The sequence below is a fragment of the Dyella sp. C9 genome (assembly GCF_003332825.1).
Taxonomy (GTDB): Bacteria; Pseudomonadota; Gammaproteobacteria; order Xanthomonadales; family Rhodanobacteraceae; genus Dyella.
In genome coordinates this window covers 15,761-41,725 of the sequence record NZ_QIRF01000003.1, presented here as the reverse complement: position 1 = coordinate 41,725, position 25,965 = coordinate 15,761, and the positions used below count along the sequence as shown (strand labels likewise).

At 64.7% G+C, this 25,965-nt stretch carries 18 protein-coding genes; 5 read left to right on the top strand and 13 right to left on the bottom strand.

Translation table 11 applies throughout. From position 1 onward, the window contains the following. The first annotated feature begins 92 nt into the window (after positions 1-92). The 3 genes from DVU99_RS04870 to DVU99_RS04860 all read left to right on the top strand — a co-directional run bounded on the left by DVU99_RS04870 (position 93) and on the right by DVU99_RS04860 (position 3,255). Positions 93-1,106 (top strand): aminoglycoside phosphotransferase family protein, encoded by a 1,014-nt coding sequence (locus tag DVU99_RS04870; protein WP_114239094.1) that lies wholly within the window; start codon positions 93-95, stop codon positions 1,104-1,106. 166 nt (positions 1,107-1,272) lie between these two features. Beyond that, positions 1,273-1,983: an N-acetylmuramate alpha-1-phosphate uridylyltransferase MurU gene (murU, locus tag DVU99_RS04865; protein WP_114239093.1), complete on the top strand. Its 711-nt coding sequence runs from the start codon at positions 1,273-1,275 to the stop codon at positions 1,981-1,983. 153 nt (positions 1,984-2,136) lie between these two features. Further along, entirely contained in the window at positions 2,137-3,255 is a 1,119-nt protein-coding gene (locus tag DVU99_RS04860) for a sterol desaturase family protein (protein ID WP_114239092.1), read from the top strand. 146 nt (positions 3,256-3,401) lie between these two features. On the opposite strand, the gene DVU99_RS04855 is transcribed toward DVU99_RS04860, so the two are convergent. After that, positions 3,402-6,395 carry a TonB-dependent receptor gene (locus DVU99_RS04855; RefSeq protein WP_114239091.1) on the bottom strand — a complete coding sequence of 998 codons (2,994 nt, stop codon included), beginning with the start codon at positions 6,393-6,395 and terminating at the stop codon, positions 3,402-3,404. Positions 6,396-6,522: 127 nt separating this feature from the next. Here DVU99_RS04855 and DVU99_RS19670 point away from each other — a divergent pair, with 127 nt between their 5' ends. Then, a complete protein-coding gene (locus DVU99_RS19670; protein ID WP_157971350.1) occupies positions 6,523-6,810 on the top strand; it encodes a hypothetical protein in 288 nt (95 codons plus the stop codon). Between the two features lie 114 nt (positions 6,811-6,924). Here the strand turns inward: DVU99_RS19670 and DVU99_RS04850 are convergent, their stop codons facing one another. The 12 genes from DVU99_RS04850 to DVU99_RS04795 form a co-directional block, all read right to left on the bottom strand. Continuing rightward, entirely contained in the window at positions 6,925-9,966 is a 3,042-nt protein-coding gene (locus DVU99_RS04850) for a TonB-dependent receptor (RefSeq protein ID WP_114239090.1), read from the bottom strand. Between the two features lie 464 nt (positions 9,967-10,430). Next, positions 10,431-11,396 (bottom strand): protein translocase subunit SecF, encoded by a 966-nt coding sequence (gene secF, locus DVU99_RS04845; RefSeq protein ID WP_114239089.1) that lies wholly within the window; start codon positions 11,394-11,396, stop codon positions 10,431-10,433. A gap of 17 nt (positions 11,397-11,413) precedes the next feature. After that, on the bottom strand, positions 11,414-13,285 hold the full coding sequence (gene secD / locus DVU99_RS04840; RefSeq protein WP_114239088.1) for a protein translocase subunit SecD: 1,872 nt from the start codon (positions 13,283-13,285) through the stop codon (positions 11,414-11,416). Between the two features lie 90 nt (positions 13,286-13,375). Further along, positions 13,376-13,711, bottom strand: coding sequence for a preprotein translocase subunit YajC (gene yajC, locus DVU99_RS04835; RefSeq protein ID WP_114239087.1), 336 nt, complete (start codon positions 13,709-13,711; stop codon positions 13,376-13,378). 324 nt (positions 13,712-14,035) lie between these two features. Next, positions 14,036-15,163, bottom strand: coding sequence for a tRNA guanosine(34) transglycosylase Tgt (tgt, locus tag DVU99_RS04830; RefSeq protein ID WP_114239086.1), 1,128 nt, complete (start codon positions 15,161-15,163; stop codon positions 14,036-14,038). A gap of 214 nt (positions 15,164-15,377) precedes the next feature. After that, the gene (gene queA / locus DVU99_RS04825; protein WP_114239085.1) at positions 15,378-16,412 is read right to left on the bottom strand and encodes a tRNA preQ1(34) S-adenosylmethionine ribosyltransferase-isomerase QueA; all 1,035 of its coding nucleotides are present in this window, start codon (positions 16,410-16,412) and stop codon (positions 15,378-15,380) included. 65 nt (positions 16,413-16,477) lie between these two features. Then, on the bottom strand, positions 16,478-18,850 hold the full coding sequence (locus tag DVU99_RS04820) for a hypothetical protein (protein ID WP_157971349.1): 2,373 nt from the start codon (positions 18,848-18,850) through the stop codon (positions 16,478-16,480). A gap of 89 nt (positions 18,851-18,939) precedes the next feature. Next, positions 18,940-20,160 (bottom strand): DUF3142 domain-containing protein, encoded by a 1,221-nt coding sequence (locus DVU99_RS04815; RefSeq protein ID WP_232823456.1) that lies wholly within the window; start codon positions 20,158-20,160, stop codon positions 18,940-18,942. A gap of 83 nt (positions 20,161-20,243) precedes the next feature. Continuing rightward, positions 20,244-20,846, bottom strand: coding sequence for a response regulator transcription factor (locus DVU99_RS04810; RefSeq protein WP_114239083.1), 603 nt, complete (start codon positions 20,844-20,846; stop codon positions 20,244-20,246). Positions 20,847-21,084: 238 nt separating this feature from the next. Next, entirely contained in the window at positions 21,085-22,287 is a 1,203-nt protein-coding gene (locus DVU99_RS04805) for a sensor histidine kinase (RefSeq protein ID WP_232823455.1), read from the bottom strand. Positions 22,288-22,332: 45 nt separating this feature from the next. Beyond that, a complete protein-coding gene (locus DVU99_RS04800; protein WP_232823454.1) occupies positions 22,333-23,124 on the bottom strand; it encodes an ABC transporter permease in 792 nt (263 codons plus the stop codon). Beyond that, positions 23,124-24,038 (bottom strand): ABC transporter ATP-binding protein, encoded by a 915-nt coding sequence (locus tag DVU99_RS04795; protein ID WP_114239081.1) that lies wholly within the window; start codon positions 24,036-24,038, stop codon positions 23,124-23,126. Before DVU99_RS04795 ends, DVU99_RS04800 begins: the two co-directional genes overlap by 1 nt. A 286-nt stretch (positions 24,039-24,324) precedes the next feature. Between DVU99_RS04795 and DVU99_RS04790 the strand changes: the two genes are divergently transcribed. Continuing rightward, positions 24,325-25,821: an aminotransferase class III-fold pyridoxal phosphate-dependent enzyme gene (locus tag DVU99_RS04790; protein ID WP_114239080.1), complete on the top strand. Its 1,497-nt coding sequence runs from the start codon at positions 24,325-24,327 to the stop codon at positions 25,819-25,821. Positions 25,822-25,965 lie beyond the last annotated feature (144 nt).

Sequence of the window (25,965 nt, the reverse complement as noted above, 5' to 3'; positions counted from 1 at the left end):
ACCGCGAAACATCGCCACGCGCCGGTCGCGCACAAGGTGCGCTCCTACAGTTCGCCCGCTAAGCTGCGCGGCATCACCACTTGCCGTACACCATGGACACCGCCTCCGATCGCGCCGCCGCCCGCCTGGCATGGACCCGCAACGCCCTAGGCGACGCCACGCTCACGCTTGAGCCCGCTTCGTCCGATGCGAGCTTCCGCAGCTACTGGCGCACGCATCACCAGGGCCAGAGCTGGATCGTGATGGATTCGCCGCCGGCCAAGGAGGATCCACGCCCCTGGCTGGCCATCGGCGAGCGCCTCGCTGCCGCCGGCTTGCATGTTCCCGCGGTGCGCGCCAAGGACCTGCAGCAGGGTTTCCTGCTGATCGAAGACCTCGGCAACCATCTCTATCTGCCCGCGCTGAACGAGGATACGGCCGATCGCCTCTACGGCGACGCGATGGATGCGCTGCTGCGCATGCAGACGCGCATGACCTTCGACGACCTGCCGCCGTTCAATCGCGCCTTGCTGGTCAGTGGCCTGGAGGTGATGCCCGAATGGTTCCTTCGCCGTCATCTGCAACACACACCCAGCTGCGGCGAATGGGATGTGCTGGAAGCGGCGTTCGACGTGATCATCCACAATGCACTGGAGCAGCCACGCTGCTTCGTGCACCGCGACTACCACAGCCGCAACCTGCTGGTCGTGGACAGCAACAATCCCGGCATCATCGATTTCCAGGGCGCGCTCGCCGGCCCCATCACCTACGACCTCGCCTCGCTGCTGCGTGATGCCTACATCGTGTGGCCCCGCGAGCGCGTGGAAGGCTGGGTGGAGTCGTACCGCCAGCGCCTGCTGGGCGCCGGCATGATCGACGCCACGGTAAGCGCCTCGCGCTTCCTGCGCTGGTTCGACCTGACCGGCCTGCACCGGCACGTGCGCGTGCTCGGCCAGTTCTACCGGCTGTGGTATCGCGATGGAAAAGCGGGTTACCTCGCCGACGTGCCGACGGTGTATCAGTACGTGGTGTCGGTGGCGCGCCGCTATCCTGACCTCGCGGACTTCGTCGCACTGCTGGAACGACACACGCAAGGCCGTGACCTGACGCAGGTATCCGCCGCATGAGCACGACTGCCATCGCCTTGCGAAGTGCCGTAGCGCACCCACGCCACCCCACCGTCATCCCAGCGAAAGCCGGGATCCGGTGCCTTGAATGTTTCGAAGGGCGAAGCCTCTGGACTCCAGCTTCCGCCGTGATGACGAGCCTGAGCACCAGGCATCGAGGCACACCATGCGCCACGCGCTGATCTTCGCGGCGGGTCTCGGCGAGCGCATGCGCCCGCTCACCAACCACACGCCCAAGCCGCTGCTCGAAGCCGGCGGCAAGCCTTTGATCGTGTGGCACCTGGAAAAGCTTGCCGCCATCGACGTGCGCTATGTGGTGATCAACACCTCACACCTGGCCGAGCAATTCCCGGAGACGCTCGGCGACGGTTCGCGCTGGGGCCTGCGCATCCGCTATGCCTATGAAGGGCCCACGCCGCTGGAAACCGGCGGCGGCATGCTCAACGCACTGGGCCTGCTGGGCCCTGAGCCTTTTCTCACCATCAGCGGCGACGTGTGGACTGATGCCGATTTCGGTGCTCTGCCCGCCGAACCCGCCGGTCTTGGCCATCTGCTGATGGTGGACAATCCGGCGCACCACCCCACCGGCGATTTCGCGCTGGATGCGCAAGGCCTGCTGCGTGACGACGCCAGCCAGGCACGCCTGGCCTACAGCGGGATAGGCGTGTTTCGCCCTGAATTGCTGCATGGCTGGAACCAGGTGGTGCACGATGCCGGCGCACAGGAGCAACCGCCACGCTTCAAGTTGCGCCCGCTGTTCGAACACGCGATCGCGTTGAACCAGCTGCGCGGCAGCCACTATCGCGGCGCCTGGACCGACGTGGGCACGCCCGAGCGCCTCGCCGAGCTCAACGCCCGCCTTCGCGCCGGCCAGTAGGCTGGGTGAAAGGAAACCTGACGCAAAATCCTGCCGGATGGATGCTGCCGGACCCCGGCAGTATCCTAAACCGTCCGGTTCTGTAGTTCGCTGCGCCTCGCGCCTGAGTCATTCGCCTGCAGGACCGTCCTGTTTCCTTGCAAGGTGTCGACGATGTCCGAACTGTGGTCCCACTTGGTCAACTGGTTCGCCAGCCATGGCGTGCTTCCCGTGCTGCAGTTCCTGCACCTGGAAGGCCTGGCCGGCGACCCGCGGGACATCTCCGCATCGCTGCTGATCGCCGCCTTCCAGCTGTGCGTGATCGGATTGATCTTCCGCCCGCTCGAGAGCATCGTGCCGGCCGAGCGCTGGGAAGACCGCAAGCTCACCAAGGTCGACTTCCAGTACACCGTGATGATGCTGGTCGGCATCTTCCCGATCTTCAGCTACCTGGTGCTCACCCCGGTGGCCAACTACTTCGGCGGCCCGGACACCGGCCCCAGCGATGCCAGCGCCTCGCCACTGGCGATCACGCACTGGGTGCCCTGGCTGAAGGAACATCCGTGGTTGCTGTTCGGCTGCTACTACATCGTCTACGATTTCGTGTACTACTGGATGCATCGCCTGCAGCACGCCCTGCCCTGGTGGTGGGCGCTGCACAGCATGCATCACAGCACCCGGCAGATGAGCTGCTGGACCAACGACCGTGGCAGCCTCATCGACGGCTTCATCCAGTCGATGATCCTGGCTTGCGTGGGCATCGTGATGGGCGTGGAGCCGGAGCAGTTCGCCTGGCTGGTACTGGTGGGCGAGCTGGTGCAGAACTTCTCGCACGCCAACGTGCGCATTGCCTTCGGCCCGGTGTTCAACCGCCTGCTGGTGTCACCGAAGTTCCATCGCCTGCATCACATGCTGGTGGACCCCACGCGTCCCAACCTGCACAACTGCAACTTCGGCCAGGTGTTCTCGATCTGGGACGTGATCTTCGGCACCGCGCTGTACAACGAACCGCTGCGCCCCACCGGCGTGGGCGACCCGATGGTCGACGACGACAACAACCACGGCCTGGTTGGCCTGCACTGGAACGCCGCCAAGCGCTTCTGGGGCGCGGTGCGCCGTCCGGCCGGCTGGAAGTTCGGCGAGGTGGCCTTCGGCCCCGACTATCGGCCGATCCCGGTGGACCAGCTCGACCTGCATGGATTGGCGCATCACGTGATGCAGCCGGCGCATGGCCATGCCGCGACGACGGAAACCGCCACACCAGAACGCGCCGAGAGCGCTGGCATGGCCTGACCGCCTCAACTCCACTTGCAACGCTGCGCATAAAAAAAGCCGCCGGGGAGACCGGCGGCCAAAAAAGTCCTCTTCCCCACGAAGAGGCCGCACGTAACAGGAGGAGTCGCCGTGCGGTTGCGCCGGCCTCGCGGCAGGCGCGGAGCTTAGAAGTCGTATGTCACGCCGAAGCGAACCGAGCGCGGACTCGAGTAACCGCGAGGACGCCGATAGTTCGGCTCCAGGTAGTACTCATACACGTAGGTCGGCTCCTGCCAATTGAACAGATTGTTCACGTAGAGGCCGAACGCCAGCTTGTTGTCGGCAAAATTCGGTCGGTACTCGACATTGACCGCCACGTTCTTCTGCCATGGCAGATCGCCTGCGGTACCAGCCGGAGCAGGCTGTCCGTTACACCAGTGGTAGTACGGGCCATTGTATGCGGGAGCCGTCTCGTCCGGACCGTAATAACCGGAGCAATTGGTCGGTGCACCGGAAATCAGCTGCAACATGCCCGAAACGTTCCATTCCTTGGTGAACTGGTACGTGCCGTATGCCTTGATCTGATGCGTGTGGTCGTTGTGCTGACGGACACCTGCGTATTCCATCAGCACCGGGTAGTCCCAATCCTGCGTTGCGGCGATGTCGTCCTGACCGATATCGGATTTCACCTGCCCCTCGGTGTTGCCGTAGCTACGCGAGAAGGTGTACATCAACCGGCCCTGCCACTTGCCATCGAACGGATGTTCGAGGAAGAGGTCCAAGGCATAGTAGTTGCGCTTCACCTTGGGGAATCCCAGCTCCTTCGCACTAAGCGTGAATTCGCCATAGCCACCGTTACCGTCAGGCAACTGGAACGTGGCGGCACGCCCAGGGTTAAAGAAGTAACAGCCGCGCAGCTGATCGGTGTCCAGGCCCAGCGAATCGGCCTTGTCGAAGAACAGCTGGTAGTTGCAGGTATCGTCAATGGCGTTTTTCAGGCTGCGGTAGGTCAGCTTGGCGCCGTAGGTCCAGTTGTCGTTGAACTGCTTGTCGAAGCCCAGGATGTATTCGTCCTGATACTGCGCCTTGAGCGAGCGAGCAGTTACGGTATTCGGGTCAGGAGCCTGCCCATACTCGTTGTTGGCTGAGATCTGCGCGCCCGGCCCCTTGACGGTATCGATCGGCGTGAGGCCCGTCGGGTAACCCGTGGTCGGATCGATGCCCGTGTAGGTGTAGTAGATGCGGGTGTACAACGAGCCCGAAGCACCGCGCAGCGCCACGCTGGTGGGCAACGCAAGATAATAGCGACCCGCGTTACCAAAGACCTTGAAGCTGGAGTCGCCGTTCACGTCCCAGCTGAAGCCCAGGCGCGGTGCCCACTGCGGCTTGGTCTGACGAATATATGGCGCGCCATCGCTGTTGTAATTGGTGAACTGGTCGTTGCGTAGACCCAACTTGACCAGCCAGCGGTCGTTGACCTGCCAGCTGTCCTCGATGTACTGGGCGCGCTGCTCCACACGCACCGACGCCGCGGTCTTATAGAAATACTGGTCCACATAGTAGCCGTTCGCACCGCCCGGATAGGCCGCAGGGGCATCCACCTGGCCGTCGATGATCGGTGAGTTGGGATTGGTCATGCGACCGTACTCCCACATGTAGCCGGCGTCGGTTGGCACGTAGTCGCCGTCGTTGAGGTCCTGCGTGCGCTGATTGTCGATACCCACCGAAATGGTGTGATCGCCCAGGACATAACTCAAATCGAGGCGATAGTTGGCGCCCTTGGTCTGGTGAGCCGGATCGGTCGTGGTGCTGACGGACTGCGTATTACCGATGCCGGTGCTGCTGCCAGAAAGCGCCGGGTTCTGATTGCTGGGGCTGTAAATGTAGATCAGGTTGGGATCGAAGCCCGACGACAACTCGGTGTACATGTCGGTCTTCTGCTTGCCGTATTGGGCGGACAGCGTCAAATTGTCGGTGATGTAGCTGGTGTATTTGGCAATCCACATCGTTGCCGCAGTCTTGGTATGCGTGTCACCGGTGATGTAGTCACCCGTGGTATGCGTATCGTTGTCGTACTCGTACACCTGCCCGTTGTAGCTGTGCTTGGACGATGCACCAGTCAGTTCAAGGATGTTGCTGTCGGTGATATTCCAATCGATCTTGGAGTACCAGCTCGGATCGTGATACGTACGTTTGCGCTCTGTTCCGGACGACTTCACGTCCACATAGGTGTCCTCGGACTTGCTGGCCTCTGCCGCAGCAAAGAAAAAGAGCTTGTCCTTGATCAGCGGACCGCCAATGTACGCATTCTCCGTGGTATTCCAGCCCTTGTTCGCGTTGCGGTACTGATACAGCGATCCAGCGGAGTTTCGGATATTGTGTGGGTCACCTCGAAGCGACTCAGGCGTCCACAACACTTGACCGCCAAAGTGCCATTCGTTGGTACCACGCTTGCCGACCTGGTTGATCACGCCACCATCGGAACGACCATACATGGCGCTGTAACCACCGTTGAGCATCTCCTGCTGATCAATCGCGCCATAGGGCAAGGTGATGCCACCAAGGCCATTGAGCGGGTCCGTGACGTTCATGCCGTTGATGTAGTACGCGTTCTCGACGACCGAAGATCCGCCGAAGGACACCAGCGGCTGACCACTCGGACCGGTAAACCAGCTACTACCCTGCACGGCGCCAGGCGCCAACAGCGCGATGGCTTCAGCCGTGCGAGCAATCGGCAACTTGGACAGCTCGTCTGCCGTGATAACCGTGCGTGAGTCCACCGATGACACATCGATGGCCGGCAGCGCGTTGGCAGTGACGGTGACCGCCGATAGCGCAGAGGCAGAAGCAACCGAAGCAAACGACACCTCGGTGCCGGCATTTACGGTAAGGCCTACGTTCTTGCGGGTATCGACGGCGGCACCGTCCTTCTGCAAGGTCACCGTGTACGTGCCCACCGGAAGGTTCGTAATGCGGTAACGCCCCCCGGCATCGACCGTCACCTGGCGAGTGACGCCCGTATCGTTGGCTACGATGATGGTTTGTCCCGGTTCGGCCTGGCCAAAAATGCTACCAGTGGTTGACTGGGCAAACGCCACGCCGGCCATGCCCACGGTAAGCGCAGCCGCCAGCGCCGATCGACGCAGCGCCACCGCGCGATTCAAGGTACGAAAGCTCATCTAATCTCCCCTAATGCAGCCCCAAAATTGGGCAAAACGAACCCAGCCCGACCGATTTCCGGTAGGCCAAAAGCGTTTGGACATGAATCTGTAAGGCTCCCCAGCAGATCCCACCTGCACGCCGCCTGTGCGCAATAAGTTGCGCTTTTCGCCGCGAAGCTTAAGCCAAGCTGTCGTAGCGAAATTACTTGCGACCATACGGCTATTTCTTACAGCCTGTCAACCTGGCGTTAATACCGCCGCACAAGAACTTGCCTATGGGTCAGCCGCAGCGTTCGCCCCTCGCCCGCAAGATCAGGTCAATTCATTGTATTTTCGTGAATTTATTTCAATCAGCCGCCCCTCGGCGATTGACATCTACGCGACTGGCGCGCAATCCAATGCCGCCCTGACGCAAAAAAAAACCGCCGGCTGAAGCCGGCGGTAGAAAAAGAAGCGTCAGATGGTGCAGGCACCGAAGAACTCACACCAATCGCCGCCCTTTGTAATGGCCCCCGTTCCTAGGGAACGGGAGATGACCACACTAGGGTTAGAAGTCGTACGTGACCGAGAAGCGGCCGTAACGCGGCGTGGTCTGGTAGAGCGCAGCACCATAGGTGTTGGACACCGTGTAACGGCCCGCCTCGTAGGTGCCATCAAGCACGGTCGGCTTGCGCTCGTTCAACACGTTGAAGATGTTGAAGGCAAACGCCAGCTTCTTGTCGGCGAACTCCGGACGATAGGTCACGCCAAGATCCAGGATCTTGGTCCACGGCAGGCGACCCAGGCTGCCCAGCGGGGTCGGCTCGCCCGCGCACCAGCGGTACTTGGACTTGTAGCCCGACGGATCGGTTTCGTTCGGACCGTAGTAGCCAAGGCAGGCCTTCGGCGCACCCGACATCACGCGCAGCGTGCCGGACACCAGCCACTCCGGCGAGATCTGGTACGCGCCGTAGGCCTTCAGCTGATGCGTGCGATCGTTGGACAGCACGCCGTTGCTGTTCTCCATCAGTGCCGGCGTATCCCAGTCCTGCGTCTTGGAGACGTCGTCCTGGCCGATGGTGGAGAGCACCTGGCCCTCGGTGTTGCCGTAACTACGCGAGAACGTGTAGTCGACACGACCCATCCAGGTACCGTTGAACGGGTGCTCCAGGAACAGATCCAGGGCGTAGTACTTGCGCTTGGCGCCCGAGGTGAAGCCCCAGTCCTTGGTGGACATGCTGACCTTGGTGTAGCCGTTGCCATTGGCGTTCTTCAACATGAAGGTGTTGGTCTCACCCGGGTTGAAGATCAGGCAGCCGCCCGGCAGCTCGACGCTGTTCGGATTGATGCCCATCGACACCACCTTGGCCTCAACGGCTTCAGGTTCGCAAACGTCGTCAATGGCGGTCTCCAGCTTGCGCAGGGTGACCTTGGCGCCGTACAGCCACTCGGAGTTGAGCATCTTGTTGAAGCCGAGGATCGCTTCGTCCTGATACTGCGACTTCAGGTTGGACGCAGCCACCGACTTCGGATCCGGCGCCTGGCCGTATTCGCCGTTGGTCGACACCGGGCCCGGGCCCATGGCCTTCAGGCCGGTCGGATTGCCGTTGGCGTCGATGCCGGAGTAGGTGAAGTACTCATAGGTGAAGGTCGAGGCCGAAGCGCCACGGATCGCCACACTGTTGGGCAGAGCCAGGTAGTAGCGGCCGAGGTTGCCGAACACCTTGAAGGTGGAGTCACCCAGCACGTCCCAGCTGAAGCCCAGGCGCGGAGCCCACTGGTCCTTCTGCTTCACGTACGGCTCGGCCGCGCTGTTGTAGTTGGTGAACTGGTCGTCACGCAGACCCAGCTTCACCATCCAGCGATCGTTGACCTGCCAGGTGTCCTCGATGTACTGCGCCTTCTGGTCCACCGCCATGCTGGTGGTCGTGGTCAGGATGTAGCGGGCCGCGTAATAGCCCTGGCCACCCGGTGCGCCCACGCCGAACACCGGCTGCACAGGCACGTTTTCCTTGCCCGCCGCGGCCTTGTAGAAGATCCAGGCGTAGCCCGGGCCGCTCACGTGCTGGCCTTCGTCGATGGCCTTGTAGTGCATGTTGTCGATACCGGCCGACAACAGGTGGTCACCCAGCTTGTATTCCAGGTCGAGGCGCAGGCCGTGGGTCTTGTTGTGCGCGTTCGCATCCTTGACGTACAGCGTGCTGTTGCTGTTGCGGATCGGCGTGCCGCCGGTATAGGCCGGATTCTGGTTGGTCACGCCACTCAGGTAGGACTGGGTGGTGGTGAGGCCCGGCGTGTTCGAATAGTCGATCGCGTGGTTCTGGCCGTAGGTGGCCGAGAACGTAAGGTCGTCGGTGATGTAGCTGGTGTACTTGCCGACGTAGATGTCCGAACCCATCTTGGTCGAGGTATCGTGACCTGCGAGGGCGCCCGTTTGGCCCGTCGAGTAGTTGTACTTGTACAGGTCACCGCTGTATTCGGTCTTGCTCGAAATGCTGGTCAGCTCGAGGATGTTGCTGTCGTTGATGTTCCAGTCGAGCTTGGCGTAGTACTTGGGCAGCTTGTAGGTGTAGTAGGTGTTGGCCGGCACCGAGGCCGCCGACGTCGAGGTCGACTTGCCTTCCTGCTTTTCGGCTTCCGCCGCTACGAACAGGTACAGCTTGTCCTTGATCAGCGGACCGCCGACATAGGCGCTGTACGTGTTGTTCCACTTCACGTTGTCCTTGCGCGAGCGGTACAGCGTGCCCGGCAGGTTCTTGTTGGCATAGCCTTCGCCATTGGGCAGCGGCGCATTGTTCGGGTAATAGACATCGCGCGGGCTCTCGGCGAGGAACTTCGGCGACCACAGCACCTGGCCGCCAAAGTGCCATTCGTTGGTACCGCGCTTGCCGACCTGGCTGATCACACCGCCGTCGGAACGGCCGTACATGGCGCTGTAGCCACCCGTGTAGATTTCCTGCTGGTCGATCGCGCCATACGGCAGGCCGACGCCACCCAGGTTCTTGAGCGGATCGGTGGTGTTGTAGCCGTTGATGTAATAGGCGTTCTCGGTAACCGACGAACCGCCGAACGACACGGTGGAGCCACCGGTCGGGCCACTGAAGTAGCCGCTACCGGACACGACGCCCGGGGCGAGCAGCGCAATCGCCTCAGCACTGCGCCCCAACGGCAGGCGCTCGAGATCCTGCGAGGTGATCACCGTACGCGAGTCGACCGACGACACGTCGATGGCCGGCAGCGCATTGGCGGTGACCGTCACCGCCGAGAGTGCCGAGGCGTTGCTCGCCGCGGCGAACGACACTTCGGTACCGGCATTCACGGTGATCGAGACGTTGTCGCGCGTGTCGACGGTGGCACCGTCCTTCTGCAGCTGCACCGTGTAGGTACCCAGCGGCAGGTTGGCGACGCGGTAACGACCGGCCTTGTCCACGGTGACCGAACGGGTGATGCCGGTGGAGCCGGACACGGTGACCGTCTCGCCGGCTTCCGCCTGGCCAAAGATGGTACCGGTGGTCGACTGGGCCAGCGCGACGCCGGCCAGTCCCAAGGTGAGCGCAACGGCCAACGAGGACCGGCGCAGCACCACACTACGATTGAAACTCAAATTCATCGGATGTTTCTCCCCAAACGACCCAAAATGGGCAAAAGAAAGCCGGGCCGACGCCGCCATAGGCGGGTCAACCAAAGACGTCAGGCTTGAATCTGAAGGCTCCCCCAGCAGACCCCATCCTGCTTGAGCACGCAGCTCATGCACTTCCGTTTCCGCAATGTTTCACGAACAAAACAGGAAGTACCTGCGACCATGAGTTATTTCTTACGACATGTCAACAAAAAATTCACGTCCTCAGCCAGTCGTAAGCAAACGCTTGGGAGCCCGCACTCCCCCGTCAATTGCGGGGTTTCAACGACGGAAAAGTCAGGAAAGACAGCAGGGAGCCGACGTAGCCAGCCGGCTGTAGTCGACGCAACAGGCGCCGGGAAATGACCGGGCGGACTGACGGCTATCGGTGAATGTCGCAAAAAAAAACGGCCCGGAAGACCGGGCCGTTGGGTTCTCGGGGATGACGGCGTGGCTCAGGGCCGACGCGCCAGCTCCGGGTTTTCCTTGGTCTTGGGCATCAGGTCCTGCTTGGACACGCCCAGCCATAGCAGGATCGGGCTCGCCACGAAGATCGAGGACAGCGTACCCACCAGGATGCCGATCAGCATGGTGATGGCGAAGCCGTGCACGGCGGGGCCGCCGAAGAAGTACAGCGCGGCCATGGTGATGGCGGTGAACAACGCGGTGATGATGGTTCGCGACAGCGTGTTGTTGATCGAGCGGTTGAGGATCTCTTCCGGCTCGGCCTTGCGGGCCAGGCGGAACAGCTCGCGCACGCGGTCGAACACCACCACCTTGTCGTTGATGGAGTAACCGATCACTGCCAGCACCGAGGCCAGCACGGTCAGGTCGAACTCGCGCTGGGTGAGCGCGAAGATGCCCACGGTCAGCAGTGCGTCGTGAGCCTCGGTGGCGATGGCCGCCACCGCGAAGCGCCATTCGAAGCGGATGCCGAGGTAGATGCCGATGCCGACGATCACCACCAGGGCGGCCAGGATACCGTCGCTGCGCAGCTCCTCACCGACGGCCGAACCCACGTAGTCGCGGCTCTTGAGCCTGGCGTCCGGACGTGCCACCTGCAGCGTCTTGATGACGTCCTGGGCGATCTGGTCGAGGTTCACCTTGCCGCCGTTGGCGACGCCCGACTGCGGGTCGTCCTTCGGCTGCAGGCGGATGGATACTTCCTTGGTGCCGCCCAGGCTCTGCACCAGGGTGTGCTCCATGCCGCCCTTTTCGAGGGCGTCGCGCACCTCGCCAACCTGCACCGGATTGTCGTAGTCCACCACCAGCGAAACACCGCCGGTGAAGTCCAGGCCGTAGTTGAGGCCTTTCACCGCGATCAGCGCGATGGAGGCGATCATCAGCAGGATGGCGAGGCCCACGCTGAACTTCCTCATGCCGAGGAAGTTCACGTTTGCGTTGTGGTTGAAAATTTCCATGTGGGATTCTCTCTAGCTCAAACCGACAGCGTCTTGAGCTTGCGATGACCGTGGATCAACGCCGTGATGGCGTGGGTCACGGTGACCGAGGTGAACATCGAGGTCAGAATACCGATCAGCAGCGTGACGCCGAAGCCCTTGATCGGGCCCGAGCCCATCGTGGTCAGCGCGAGCGCCGCGATCAGGTGGGTGACGTTGGCGTCGAGAATGGTCGCCCACGCCTTGTCATAACCCGCGCGGATCGCCGCCAGCGGCGTGGAGCCGTTGCGCAACTCTTCGCGTATGCGTTCGCAGATCAGCACGTTGGCGTCGATCGCCATGCCCAGGGTCAGCACGATACCCGCGATGCCCGGCATGGTCAGGGTCACGCCGATGGCCGACATCACCGCCACCAGGATCACCAGGTTGAAGAACAGCGCCACGTCGGCCACCAGGCCGAACAGCTTGTAGTAGACGGCCGCGGCCAGCAGCACCAGGGCCAGGCCCAGGGTCACCGCACGCAGGCCCTTGGCGATGTTGTCCTGGCCAAGGCTGGGACCGATCACGCGCTCCTCGACGATGTCGACGGGCGCCGCCAGCGAGCCGCCCTTGAGCAGCAGCGCCAGCTCGGAGGCTTCCTTCGGGCTGCGCAGGCCGGTGGTCTGGAAGTTCTTGCCGAACACGCCGTTGATGGTGGCGTAGTTGATCACCTCCTCGGTGATCTTCGGCGTGCGCACTTCCTTGCCGTCCACCGTCTTGGTGTCGACCACGCGCTCGACGTACACCACGCCCATCGGCTTGCCGACATTGCCGGTGGTGAAATCCAGCATCTTCTTGGCACCTGCCGAGTTCAACGTCACCGACACCGCCGGCGAACCGCTCTGCTGGTCGAAGGTGGAGGACGCATCGACCAGCTGGTCGCCGGTGACGATGATGTTCTTGCTGAGCAGGTAGGGCTGGCCTTCGCGACCCTTGTACAAGCGTGCATCCGGCGGAACGATGCCACTGCGCTGGGCATCGATGGCTTGCTGCGGGGTACCGTAGCCGGCACGGTACTCAAGGGTGGCGGTGGCACCGATCAGCTTCTTGGCCTCGGCCGTGTCCTGCACGCCAGCCAGCTCGACCACGATGCGGCTGTCGCCCTGCTGCTGGATGACCGGCTCGGACACGCCCAGCGCATTGATACGGTTGCGCAGCGTGCCCAGGTTCTGGCGAATGGTGTTGAGCGACAGCTCGCGCAGCTTGTCCGGCCGCACCACGGCATTGAGCGGAAAGCGGTCACCGGTGGCGGCGGCGTCCTGCACGGCGAGGTCCGGATATTCGGTGGCGATCGCATTGGCCGCCGCCTGGCGGTCGGCGTCGGACTTCAGCACCACCGACACGCCCTGCCCGCGCTGGGCATTGCGGGTCACCGAGTCATAGCGGATGTTCTTCTCGCGCAGCAAGGCGCGAATGTCGTCGGCGTAGCGGGTTTCCTGCTTGTCGATCACGTCATCCTGATCGACCTGCATGAGGAAGTGCACGCCGCCCTGCAGGTCCAGGCCCAGCGGCATCGACTTGGCGCCAATGGCCGTGAGCCAGTGCGGCACGGTGGACTTGAGGTTGAAGGCCACGGTGTAGTCGTCGCCGAGCGCAGCCTTGATCGCGTCGGAGGCGCTCTTCTGCACGTCGGCATTGGTGAAGCTGGCCACCAAGTGGTCGCCATTGATCTCGATGCCGGTGCTGGTGATGCTGGCCTTGGCCAGCGTATCACTCACCTTCTGCTCGAGCGCCTGGTCGACCGTGCCGTTGCGGTTAGCCGTGATCTGCACGGCAGGCACCGGCAGGAACACGTTGGGCAGCGCATAGACGATGCCGAACACCAGTACGATGGCGACCAGCGCGTATTTCCAGCGTGGAAAATCACTCATGCCTTGAATCCGTCAAAAGCCGCGGCCCGAGGCAGGCCACGGCGAGCAATGCGTCGTTGTTAACCGGGGCCCCTCCACCCCGGCAAGTCGTCAGGACGACTTCAGCGTGCCCTTGGGCAGCACCTGCTGCACGGCGCCCTTCTGCAGCTTGATCTTCACGTTCGGCGCGATCTCGACCGTGATGAAGCTCTCACCCACCTCATCCACCTTGCCGGCGATACCGCCGTTGGTGACCACTTCGTCACCCTTGGCCAGCGCGGCAACCATGTTGCGGTGCTCCTTCTGGCGCTTCATCTGCGGACGGATCATCAGGAAGTAGAAGACCACGAACAGCAGGATCAGCGGCAGGAACGTCATGATCGGGTTCGGTGCCTGGGCACCGGCCGGAGCAGCCTGGGCCATCACGAAGGAGGTCGGAAAAGTCATCAGCTTGTCTCGCAAGTTATGGTTCCAGCAGGAATTTCTGCCGAAACCCGATAAAAGATCGTGGATTATGCCACGCGCCCCCGGGCCCTGCATGCGTCACAAGGCCCACCCGCACAGGGTTCTGGCGGCGGGAGAGGCGGATTCCAAGGGGCTGGACCGGGAAGAGGTTGCAATGGTTCCCGGAAATACCGCCTACCCGACATTCCTGCGAAAGCAGGAATCCAGTGCCGTTGCACCGCCTTCGTGGCCCGAAAGTCGCTGGATTCCTGCTTTCGCAGGAATGACGGCACTTATGAGGCGACAGGGGTCACCTGGATAGCTGCCTCAGGTCACCACCCCACCTGCCCGCCGCGCATAGAACTCGGCCACGAAGTCATCCAGCCGCCCGGCCGCAATAGCCTCGCGCAGCCCGGCCATCAGGCGCTGGTAGTGCCTGAGGTTGTGCATGGTGGCGAGCTGGCTGCCGAGGATCTCGTTGCAGCGGTCCAGGTGGCGCAGGTAGGCGCGGCTGAAGCCGTTGCTGCAGGCATAGCAGTCGCAGCCCTCCTCGATCACCCGCGTATCCAGGGCGAACTTCGCATTGCGGATGCGCACGGTGCCTTCGGCGGTGAACAGGAAGCCGTTGCGGGCGTTGCGGGTGGGCATGACGCAGTCGAACATGTCGATGCCGCGACGCACCGCTTCCACGATGTCCTCCGGACGGCCCACGCCCATCAGGTAACGCGGCTTGTCGGCCGGCAGCAGCGGCACGGTGAAATCCAGCGTGTGGTTGCGCTCGGCTTCCGGTTCGCCCACTGCCAGGCCACCCACGGCGTAGCCGTCGAAACCGATGTTCACCAGGCCCTCGGCGGAGCGGCGGCGCAGGTTCTCGTACACGCTGCCCTGCACGATACCGAACAAGGCATTCGGGTTCTTCAGGTCGTCGAACGCACGGCGTGAGCGCTCGGCCCAGCGCAGGCTCAGCTCCATCGAGGTGGAGGCCACCTTCTCCGTCGCCGGATACGGGGTGCACTCGTCGAAGATCATCGCGATGTCGGAGTCGAGCACCGTCTGGATGCGCATCGATTCTTCGGGCGACAGGAACACCTTGGAGCCGTCGACCGGCGAGGCGAAGGCCACGCCTGCCTCGGTGATCTTGCGCTTGTGCGCCAGCGAAAACACCTGGAAGCCGCCCGAGTCCGTAAGGATGGGCTTGTCCCAGCCGATGAACTTATGCAGGCCGCCGAACTGCTCCACGACCTCCAGGCCGGGGCGCAGGAACAGGTGGAAGGTGTTGCCCAGGATGATCTCGGCGCCGATCTCGCGGACGTCGCGCGGGGTCATCGCCTTCACCGAGCCATAGGTGCCCACCGGCATGAAGGCCGGGGTTTCCACCGTGCCGCGGTCAAAGCGGAGACGGCCACGACGGGCCGCGCCGTCGGTGGCCTGGAGTTCAAAAGTCAGGGAAGTCATGAGGGGAATTATCGCCTGTTCGGCGATTTCGTGCTTCACCGAGCCCCACGCCTATCTCCCTCTACCCTCTGGGGAGAGGGCTGGGGTGAGGGCGGGTGCTTGCGCCGGCATCTCAAAAGTGCCGACGTGCCATTACCCCCAGAAGCTATGACTCGGCACAACGATGCAAGATTGCCCCCTCACCCCAACCCTCTCCCCGCCGGGGAGAGGGAGTTTAGGCGCCGCCTCGCGGCAGGATCAGCATCGCGTCGCCGTAGGAGAAGAAACGGTATTTCTGCTCCACTGCGTACCGATACGACCCCAGCATGAACTCGCGGCCCGCCAGCGCCGACACCAGCATCAACAAGGTCGACTGCGGCAAGTGGAAATTGGTCAGCAGGCCGTCGATGCTGCTGAAACGGTAGCCGGGGAAGATGAAGATCTGCGTTTCACCGGCAAACGGCTGCAGTTCGCCATCGCGCACCGCGCTCTCCAGGGCGCGCACCACCGTGGTGCCCACGGCGATCACGCGGCCGCCCGCGGCGCGCGTGCGGCGGATCTGCTCCACCAGGCTGGCGCCCACGTTCAGCCACTCGCGATGCATCTGGTGGTCCTTGATGTCGTCCGCGCGCACCGGCTGGAAGGTGCCCGCGCCCACGTGGAGCGTCACGTAGCCGAACTGGATGCCGCACTCGCGCAGCAGGGCCAGCGTGGCCTCATCGAAATGCAGCCCCGCGGTTGGCGCGGCCACCGCGCCCGGTTCGCGGGCGAACACGGTCTGGTAGCGCTCCATGTCGCTGGCGTCGGCATGGCGCTCGATGTACGGCGGCAGCGGCATCTCGCCCAGGCGCAACAGCAGGCGCTCCAGGGGATCGGTCGACTCGAAGCGCAAGCGGAAAAACGGCCCCTCGCGTCCCAGCACCACCGCATGGCTGCCGTCCGCCAGCTCGATGCGCCCGCCTTCCTTCGGCTTCTTGCTCACGCCCAGCTGCACGATGGCTTCGTGCGTACCTGTCACGCGCTCGACCAGGATCTCCACCTGCCCGCCAGTGTCCTTGCGGCCATACAGCCGCGCCGGCAGCACGCGGGTGTCGTTGAACACCAGCAGGTCGCCTTCGCGCAGGAATTCGGGCAGGTCACGGAACATCCGGTCCTGGCGCGTCTGCGCGTCCACATCGAGCCCCAGCAGGCGGCTGGCCGCGCGCTCGGCCAACGGTGCCTGGGCAATCAGCTCGGGCGGGAGTTCAAAGTCGAAATCGGTCTTCTTCACGGCGGGGCTTGAACGTCGAATGGCACATTATCGCCCAAAACCCCGTTCCGTCGGCTGCGAGCGATTCAGGCGCCCTTGCGGCGACGGCTGCGGCGCACCAGCCAGAACGCCAGTCCCGCCAGCAACACCACAAACACCGAGAGCTCGTACGGGAACCAGCGCCGCACGGCGTGACGCACCGCGGCCACCTGCTGCGACCGCTGCAGCTCGCGGGCGCGGTCGAAGTCGGGCTCCTCGCAATGGCGGCCGAAATCGTCCGCCCATGCCACGTACGGTCCCTGCTTCACGTAGCGCTGGTACAGCGTCGTGGCGCGCTGCAGGCGTGCGGGAATGCCGGTGGGCGCGGGTTCGCCCCAGCCCTGGTAGTTGTCGTCGTAATCGGGAGGGCCTTGCAGCATCCAGCCCGTGGCCTGGCAAAGCACGGCGGCAAAGGCCTGCGAGCGCGCCGGCAACAGGTCGGCCGCGGCGTTCGCATGGTCGGCGGCGATGTAGCGGTAATGGAAACGCCAGCGCGGCTGCGGCGCACTAGCGTGGAATCGCTGGCGCTCGCCATCGGTGACGAAGGTCTGCGCCAGCGACTTCTCGTCCTGGCCGCTGCCGCCCTGGTAGCTGCCACCGTTGTCGTTGTAGTCGGGGGCCTGCTCGTAGCCCAGGATCTCCATGCCGTTTTCGCGTGCGATCCGCGCGGCGGCATACAGGCCTTGCGCCCGGCCGATCTTCGTCCACGCATGCTCGCCGTCGTGCAGCGCCCTGGCGTAGGCGCGGGCCTGGCTGCGCAGCTCGGAGACATGCAGCTTGCCTTCGTCGTCGAAGGTGCCGAAGCGCGGGTCGCCATCCACCGGAAAGTACGGCAAGGCCTCGTCGTAGCGCCCCGCACGCATCAACCGACGCGCCAGCAACCAGCGCAGGTTGTCGCCCAGGGGACGCAGGGTGCGGTAGTAGTCGTTCTCTCCGGGCTTGTTGGCCGGGACGGGAGTGGCCGGCGCACGCGCATCGACGAAAGTCTTCAGTTCATCGACGGTGAGCACGCGCTCGGCGATGTAGGCCGCGTCGTTGCCATAGCCATAGCCGGCGGTTTCCTGGTCCTCGTCGTAGACATTGCCATCGCCGCCCACGGCGTTGGCGGCGTCGTAGAGATACCCCAGTGCCTCGACGTATTCCCCTCGCGCCAACGCCAGTACACCCCGCTCGCCGGTCAGCAGATCGACATTGGCCGGCTCCAGGGCCGGCTGGGAGTCACCTGCCTTGGGAAAAGCTTGCGCAGCTTCGGCGTAGGCCCTGCCGGCCGCGGCCAGATCGCCCTTCTGCAGCGCCAGCTTGGCGCGCACCCACGCCGCCAACGGGCCAGCCGCCTTCCCGGCCAGACGGGCGGATAGCTGGTACTGACCCGCCTGATAGGCAAGCGCGGCAACCCGATCCGCACCCGCCACCTTGTCCGGACCGAACTGTTCGATCGCCTGCACCAGCGACGCCAGCCTCGGATCTGGTTTCTGATTCTCGCCGGCCACGCTGTCGAAACTGCGGCCATCCAGCCGGGCCAGTGCATAGGCCACCAGCATGCGTTGGGCCACGGCGTTGTCCAGCACGCCGGCCATCGGCGACGAGTTGCGCGTCAGGTAACCGGCGATCGCGACCAGCGACTGCACGCCACTGCTGGAACCATGCCCCGCCTGCGCGGCATACAGCGTGATGGCACGCTTGAAATCCGCAGGCGCCATGCCATCGCCGCAATGGTTTTCGTCGTCGTAGAGATTGCCCCAGCTGCACTGCACGCCATGACCGTAGAGGTACAGGCGCGCCTCTTCGCCGAAGCTGGAGACGGCCAACCCCTGGGGGTCCGATGCACCGTCCACCGCACGCTGCCGCGCCAGCTGGAAGGCCTTGGCTGCGGCCTCGCGCTCGGGCTGGAATGCAGCGGGCTCGCCAGCGGCGTCATGCGCCTTGGCGGCATGGATCCGGCCCAGCATGAAGGCCGCCCATACCGAACGCAGCCTGCCCTGATCCGCCGGGAGCGCGAGCACCTGGTTGAAATAGCCGGCCGCCCCGCTGACATCGCCCCGGGCAAAGGCCACCGCGCCCGCCGTGTAGGCGCGCAGATCCGCTGGAAGATCCTTGCCCTGTTCGTATGCTTCATCGCCCGACGCAGCCTGGCGCACATGGGTGACACGTTCGGCCTGGGCAGGAGTAAGCCCCTGCGCCGTGGCCTGATCCTCGGCATTCACGCCCTGATCGCCCTCCACCACCGGCTCCGGCGTGAGCTTGTCCGTAGCCTCCAGCAGATGCATCGCCTCGAACGCGAAACTGTTCTGCGGCGTCGCCTTGAGGGTCGCACCACGCTGGTCGAGCAACTGGTTGGGGAACATCGGGCCGCAGGCCCAGGCCATGGCGCCAGCCAGGCCGGCGAGCACTGCAGCGACTATCCATGGACGCTTGCTCATGACACATCCTGTCGATGGCGCGCGCTCCGCGCCCGGTTCGCGAAGTATGCGGCAGGCCGTCGTTCTACGCGCCCCAGTGCGACGCCCGGTCAGCGTGCGCGACCGGACTCGATGTGCAACGCCGCCACCCCATCGCAGCGCAGCCAGCCGATGCCCAACTGGCGCCCGGCGCGCAACAGGCCACCCTGGTCGCGTGCCAGGAACACGCCCTGCGCCGTGCGCTGCAGGATGTAGCCGTTGGCACCATCGGCCAGGCTACAACCGGCATCCAGCCGCACCAGCGACGGCAGGGGCACATCGGCATTGCCGGTGTTTATCAATACCAGGTCGCGCAGTGGTGCATGCCGCGCGGTCCGCACCTGCGCCAGCAACGAGACACGCAATGGCACGTGCGACAGTACCGCACGCCAGGTGGCCATGCTCCAGGCACGGGCATCGTCATCGGTGGGAAGGCGGAACCATACGATGCCGATGAGGTTGGCCGGGACATCCGCGCCCAGGCTGGCCACGAAGCCCTGCATCGCGACTGGATCGGCAAACAGCTCGTTGGCGTCGCCACCGACCAGGCTGGCCCGCTCGCTCTCCACGGACGCCACGCGGCCCTGGGCATCCCAGCTGACCCGCGACCCGTACGCCGGCAAGGCCACGCGCCAGGGCTTGTGCGTGCGCTTGGCGAACATGTCCATCCACGCATGCGCCTGCCGCGGGTCAAACAGGCCGGCACGTGGCGACTGCACGGCGTGCACCTGCAGGACCATCTCATCCGCCGGCGTCATCACCGCATCGAGGTCTGGGCTTTGCAGCCAGGTCGGCAAGGCGGTGATGGACAGGCGCAGCGAGCTACCCATTTGCCGATGCAGCACCCCCAGCATGTGGGCGTAATCGCGCAGGCGTGAAGTGGGGCAGTCGTAATCGATCTCCACGCCCACCAGGTTCAGGCCGTGCTGGCGCCAACCGGTCACCACCGGCTGCATGCCGGCGAGCAGCCGGGCCTCGTCCCAGTCCGCCAGCTGCCCTTCGATGCGGATCACCGCCACCACCGGCTTGCTGCTGTTGGCCAGGGCCGCCCAATCGGGTCGAAACGTGCGCCATTGGCCATGTACGTCGACCTCTGCGGCGAGCACGCGCCACCCCTGCACCACATCGCTGCTGGCCCGGATCGCCTCGGTCAGCGCCGGCGTCCACTGGCGCTGCCACACATAGGCCTCGTTGCCGAGCACCACCGGGTGCCGCGAGCAGCCGGCCACCATGGCAAGGGCCAGGCCTGCCATCCACCAGGCAAACACGCGGACTAGGCGAAAGATCGACATCGGCGGGGAGCGCTCGGTGGCGTGGGTCCGCGCTATTGCACCCCAATCGTCCCCCGCTGGCTACTGCGGCGTATCCACGCCGGTCAGAGCCAGCCTTTCTGGCGTGCCAGCCGGTATGCCTCGATGCGATTGGCGGCGCCGAGCTTGCCGATCGCCTCAGACAGATAATTGCGCACGGTGCCGTGTGAGAGACTGAGCTGCCCCGCGATGTCGTTCGCCGACAGTCCTTCGCCGGCGAGGCGCAGCACCTGGCGCTCGCGATCGTTGAGCGGATCGGCTTCCGACCATGCTTCCAGCGCCAACTGGGGGTCGATCGACCGGCCGCCGCGATGGACCATGCGCAGCGCCTCGGCAAGGTTCTCCGCCGGGGCGTCCTTGAGCAGGTAACCCGAGACGCCCGCGTCCAGCGCGCGACGCAGGAAGCCCGGGCGCGCAAAGGTGGTGACGATGATCACCTTGATCGGCAGCTCGTGGCGCTGGATGCGCTGGGCCAGCTCCAGCCCGGTGAGGCCGGGCATCTCGATGTCGGTGACCAGCACGTCCGGTTTAACGCGCTGCAGCTCGCGCCAGGCAGCCTCGCCGTCGGCGGCCGAGCCAAGCACCTCGATGTCCGACTCCAGGTTGAGCAGCGCCGACAGTGCGCCGCGCACCATCGCCTGGTCTTCGGCAAGCAGCACGCGGATCATGCGACGCTCCATGCCGGCCCGGCGAACGTCGCCGGCACGCGCCCACGCACGCCGCTGATGCCATGGCCGTGCGCGGACGGAACGCCGCGACCGTTATCGTTGATACGCATTTCCAGACACTCCGGACCCGGGTTGAGCGGCACGTGGGCCACCGTGGCATGTGCTTGATGATGAATGGAGCAAGACGTGCGAACCATACCGGCTGCACGGCGAGCCGGATGCACCGGTGGCAGGCGCCTCATGTGGCGTGCCGTTCCTCGGCCGCCCAACCGTCTGCAGAGGGCAGCGTGGCCGGCGCCACGTCCACCGGCTTCAAGCGCTGGCGAAACGGCACTCGGATCAGCAGCCGCGTGCCCTGCCCCACCGGCGACTCCACCGCCAGCGTTCCGCCGAGCGAGCGCACGCGCTCGGCCATGCCACACAGGCCATTGCCGTGGCTGCCAATGCCACCGCGACCGTTGTCGGACACGCGCAATTGCACGGCATCACCGGCCAGCTCCACCGAAACCCAGGCACGGTTGGCCCGGGCGTGGCGCGCGATATTGGTCACCGCTTCGCGCAGCACCAGGGCAAGCCCTCGCTCCAACTCCGCTGGCAACGAGGCCGGCAGGCTGCCGTAATCCAGCGACACGTCTGAGGATTCCAGCAGCAGCTTGGCGGAGGCCAGCTCCGCGGCCAGGTCGGTAGCGCGGATGCCGGTGACCGCCGCGCGCACTTCAGCCAATGCATGGCGCGCCACCCGCTCGGCTTCCTCCAGTTCGCGGCGCGCAGCCTCACTGTTGCGATCGAACAGCTTGCGCGAAAGCTCCAGCTTCAGGGTGATCAGCGAAAGCGTATGTCCCAGCAGGTCGTGCAGGTCGCGGCCGATGCGTTCGCGCTCGGCGGTGGCCGCGAGCCGGCGCACCTCGTCATGGGTGAGGCGCAGCTCGATTTCCTTTTCCTCGCTCATGCGCTCGGCATTCACGGCGATGCCGATGATGAAGGAGCTCAGCGGCATCCACAGCACGGCCTGCCATGGGTAATGCAGCAGCCAGGTCTCCAGCAGGCACAGTGCGTTGAGGCCCGCCAGCGCGGCCATATAGGCGCGCAGGCTCATGCGTCGGCTGCACAGCATCACGCAGCCATACATGAAATAAGTGAGGCCGCTGGGATACCAGGGCAACAGCGCGAAGGCCATCGCCACCAACAGCAGTGCGTAGCGATAGGTGACCCGCCGCGACGAGAGGCAGCAGCGGGCGTACAGCACCAGGAAGATCGGGTAGCTGACCAGGGTGAGCACGGCCCATTGCTGGCTGAAGCGGTCGAAGATCGGGGTGATGAAGACCCAGGCCGACCACAGCAGGTGCACGGAGTCGACCCAGGGGGACTTGCCCTTGCGTATGCTGTGGGCCACCGCCGAGTCGGGAGCCGGGGTAAACCACGCACTTAGCCACTCGCGCACTGCACTCACCTCCCCGTGATGTCCCCGTCTGGCCCGCATCGTACTTCACCCCATGCGACGCAGGCGTCGAGCCGCCAGCAGGGTGAACGCCACCGTATAACCGGCCAGTACCAGCACATGGGGCCAGACGGCGACATGGGCCGCACCCAGCGCATCCAGCGCCAGCGGCTGCAGGTGCGCGCTGGGCCACAGGGGAGCGATCCGCTGCAGCGCCACGGGCAGCATCGGCAGCGGTATCCAAAGGCCGGACAGGAAGGACATGGGCAGATAGATCAGGTTGAGCACGCCAGGAGCCCCCTGCCCCTTGATCAGCGTCCCGACGAACATGCCGATCGCGCAGAACGGCAGCACGCCCAGCATGCCAGTCAACAGCAGGCCGATGGCCTGCGGAGGCGACACTGGTACGTGCGCCAACAAGGTGGCCATGGTCAGCAGCAGTACGATGACGCCGCCGGCGGCAAGCATGGCCATCAGCATCTTGCCCAGCAGGTAGGCCGCCGGCGGCATGGGCAAGGCGCGCTTGAGCGTCAGCAGGCCGTTCTCGCGCTCCATCGCCAGCGACACGCCAAAGCCGAACAGGCCCGGACTCATCACGCCGAACACGCCGTAGCTGGCCAGCAGGTAGCGCGCCGCATCGGTGTTGCCGCCGTGGTTCATCACGATGCCGAATAGCAGGTAGAACATGGTGGGAAACAGCATCACCGGCAGCATGAATCCCGGCGCGCGCAGATAGCGCAGGCACTCGGCGCGCGCTTCTTCGACATAGGCACCCAGCACGCGACGCCACGGCATGGCATCCGACGCAGGCTGCAGGGAAACGATACGGGCGGCATCCATCACGCGACCTCCTGTTGTGGTGCATCTGCACGGGTGAGTTCGGCGAATGCCTCGGCGAGACCGGCGCGCGACACCTCCAGCCCCGACAGGCCAAGGTCCGCGTCCAGCAGCCGGCGCAGCACCTGTTCCGGTGCTTCGGTACGGATCTGCAGGCAGCCCTGCTCCCTTGTCACCTCTGCCACGTTGGGCCAGCGCGCGATCGCGAGCGGATCTAGATCGGTCAGGCACCGGATGCGCGTGAGCGGCACGTACGAACGCAGCGCTTCCACGCTGCCGTCGCTGATCACGCGCCCCTTGGCGAGCACCACCACGCGCTGCGCCAGTGCCTCGGCCTCCTCCAGGTAGTGCGTGGTGAGCACCACCGCGCAACCTTCGGCGACCAGGCGACGGATCGCCGCCCACAATTTCTGCCGCGCGTCGATGTCCATGCCCACGGTGGGCTCATCGAGAAACAGCAGTTCGGGTCGGCCACACAGCGCCACGGCAAATTGCACGCGACGTTGCTGACCGCCCGACAGCTGGGCGTAACGCCGCTGCAACAGGTCGGTGATGCCGGCCAGCTCCGCGCTCTCTTGCAACGGGCGAGGCGAGGGGTAATAGCTCATGGCCTGGCGCAGCAACTCGCCCACGCTCAGCGTGGCCGGCAACATCGCCGACTGCAGCATCACGCCGACGCGGCGACGCGCATCGATGCGCTGCGGTTCTTGCCCGAACAGTTCCACGCGTCCGGCGTCCGCGCGGATGAGCCCGAGCAACAGGCCGATCGTCGTGCTCTTGCCCGCGCCATTGGGCCCCAGCAGGGCCACCAGTTCGCCGCGGTGCAACATGAGATCAAGACCATCCAACGCCGTTAAAGCACCGTAACGTTTCACCGCCCCGGCAAGGCTGGCGACAGTTCCCGAAGCATTCGTCATGGCTCCTCCTCCTTGGCCGCCATGCTAGGCACCGCAAGGGTTTGGGGGCACCTGCCAGCGTCAGCAGGTGGGGGTGACAAGCGTCACCCGGGGTACCGGCGGCGACAACGCCGCGCTATGCTCGGATAGTCGTTGCGCTGCCACATCCGAGACGGATCGCAGTGCGGCATGGCCACCCCACAGGCCAGGAAACGCTGAACGGTCTCGCGTTTCCACCATGATTCGTTGACACGTCGACGCGCATGCCATCGGGACGGCAGGCACGTCGACACTGAAGGAGGAAACCATGGGCGTGATTGATCAGCTGCGCGAACTGCGCGAATTCGGCGGCGCACCGCTGACCACCGGTCTGGACGATGCCACCATCGAGTGCCTCGCCGCGAGCTTTCCACAGCTGGCGCAGGCGATCGGCGAGGCGGTGCAGCGTCATCGCGAGCTGCGCACCGAGCTCGGTGATTTCCTCAAGCTGGACGAAGCCGAGCAACTGGCGCGCGCCCAGTCGGAGTTCGTCAACTTCTATCCGGACGACGCGATCAATCCGTACCTGCCCGCCGCTGCGCGTGGCCCATGGGTCGTCAGCTTCAAGGGCGCGGTGATCCATGACAACGGCGGCTACGGCATGCTGGGCTTTGGCCACAACCATCCGGCCATCGACGCCGCGCTGGCGCGTCCGCAGGTGATGGCCAACGTGATGACGCCGAGCATCGCGCAGATGCGCTTCACCCAGGCAATGGATCGCGAGCTGGGCCGCCGCCGCGGTGGCAACCCGTATGCGCGCTATCTCGCACTGAATTCCGGTTCCGAGGCCGTGGGCCTGGCCTGCCGCATCGCCGACGTCAACGCCAAGCTGATGACCGATGCCGGTGGCCGCCATGCCGGACGCACCATCAAGCGCGTGGCGGTAAAGGGCGCCTTCCATGGCCGCACCGACAAGCCGGCGCTGTATTCCGATTCCACCCGCAAGACCTACCTGCAGCACCTGGCCAGCTATCGTCACGAAGACACGCTGCTCACCGTCGCGCCCTACGACATCGCGCAGCTGGAAGCGGTGTTCGCCGATGCCGACAAGAACGGCTGGTTCATCGAGGCGATGTTCCTCGAGCCGGTGATGGGCGAAGGCGACCCGGGCCGTGCAGTGACGCCGGAGTTCTACCAGCGCGCCCGCGCGCTCACCGAAGCGCACGGCTCGCTGCTGCTGGTGGACTCGATCCAGGCCGGCCTGCGAGCACACGGCGTGCTTTCGGTCACGGACTACCCCGGCTTCGAGAAGCTGGCGCCGCCGGACATGGAAACCTTCTCCAAGGCGCTCAACGCCGGCCAGTACCCGCTGTCGGTGCTCGCCGTGTCCGAGCACACCGCCGAGCTGTACCGCAAGGGCATCTACGGCAACACCATGACGGCCAACCCGCGCGCGCTCGAGGTGGCGCTCGCCACGCTCGACGAGCTCACCGACGAGGTGCGCAACAACATCCGCGAGCGCGGCAAGGAGTTCGTGGACAAGCTCGGCGCGCTGAAGAACGAACTGGGTGGCCTGATCACCAAGGTGCAGGGCACCGGCCTGCTGTTCTCCTGCGAGCTGTCGCCGGAGTTCAAGTGCTACGGCGCCGACTCGATCGAGGAATACATGCGCCTGCGCGGCGTGGGCGTGATCCATGGCGGCACCAATTCGCTGCGCTTCACTCCGCACTTCCTGGTGACCAGCGCCGAGGTCGACCTGGTGGTCGCCCACGTGCGCCAGGCCCTGCTGCACGGCCCGCGCAAGCTCAAGGCCGAAGCCGCCTGAACCTGAGCCGGGACCACGCCGGGCCGCGTCGCGGCCCGGCGTTTCCTTTTGGGAGACAGGCTCGGCAACTGACCCCGTGCTGACCGGCCAGTCCGGGAGTCCCTGCCCGGACACTCCCGCCCGGCAAGGCGACAGGCATAGACT

What these genes read in the sequence shown, in the direction of transcription:
- DVU99_RS04870 (WP_114239094.1), top strand. Translation starts at nt 93, where the DNA reads ATGGACACCGCCTCCGATCGCGCCGCCGCCCGCCTGGCATGGACCCGC.
- murU (WP_114239093.1), top strand. Translation starts at nt 1,273, where the DNA reads ATGCGCCACGCGCTGATCTTCGCGGCGGGTCTCGGCGAGCGCATGCGC.
- DVU99_RS04860 (WP_114239092.1), top strand. Translation starts at nt 2,137, where the DNA reads ATGTCCGAACTGTGGTCCCACTTGGTCAACTGGTTCGCCAGCCATGGC.
- DVU99_RS04855 (WP_114239091.1), bottom strand. Translation starts at nt 6,395, where the DNA reads ATGAGCTTTCGTACCTTGAATCGCGCGGTGGCGCTGCGTCGATCGGCG.
- DVU99_RS04850 (WP_114239090.1), bottom strand. Translation starts at nt 9,966, where the DNA reads ATGAATTTGAGTTTCAATCGTAGTGTGGTGCTGCGCCGGTCCTCGTTG.
- secF (WP_114239089.1), bottom strand. Translation starts at nt 11,396, where the DNA reads ATGGAAATTTTCAACCACAACGCAAACGTGAACTTCCTCGGCATGAGG.
- secD (WP_114239088.1), bottom strand. Translation starts at nt 13,285, where the DNA reads ATGAGTGATTTTCCACGCTGGAAATACGCGCTGGTCGCCATCGTACTG.
- yajC (WP_114239087.1), bottom strand. Translation starts at nt 13,711, where the DNA reads ATGACTTTTCCGACCTCCTTCGTGATGGCCCAGGCTGCTCCGGCCGGT.
- tgt (WP_114239086.1), bottom strand. Translation starts at nt 15,163, where the DNA reads ATGACTTCCCTGACTTTTGAACTCCAGGCCACCGACGGCGCGGCCCGT.
- DVU99_RS04820 (WP_157971349.1), bottom strand. Translation starts at nt 18,850, where the DNA reads ATGAGCAAGCGTCCATGGATAGTCGCTGCAGTGCTCGCCGGCCTGGCT.
- DVU99_RS04815 (WP_232823456.1), bottom strand. Translation starts at nt 20,160, where the DNA reads ATGTCGATCTTTCGCCTAGTCCGCGTGTTTGCCTGGTGGATGGCAGGC.
- DVU99_RS04810 (WP_114239083.1), bottom strand. Translation starts at nt 20,846, where the DNA reads ATGATCCGCGTGCTGCTTGCCGAAGACCAGGCGATGGTGCGCGGCGCA.
- DVU99_RS04800 (WP_232823454.1), bottom strand. Translation starts at nt 23,124, where the DNA reads ATGGATGCCGCCCGTATCGTTTCCCTGCAGCCTGCGTCGGATGCCATG.
- DVU99_RS04795 (WP_114239081.1), bottom strand. Translation starts at nt 24,038, where the DNA reads ATGACGAATGCTTCGGGAACTGTCGCCAGCCTTGCCGGGGCGGTGAAA.
- DVU99_RS04790 (WP_114239080.1), top strand. Translation starts at nt 24,325, where the DNA reads ATGGGCGTGATTGATCAGCTGCGCGAACTGCGCGAATTCGGCGGCGCA.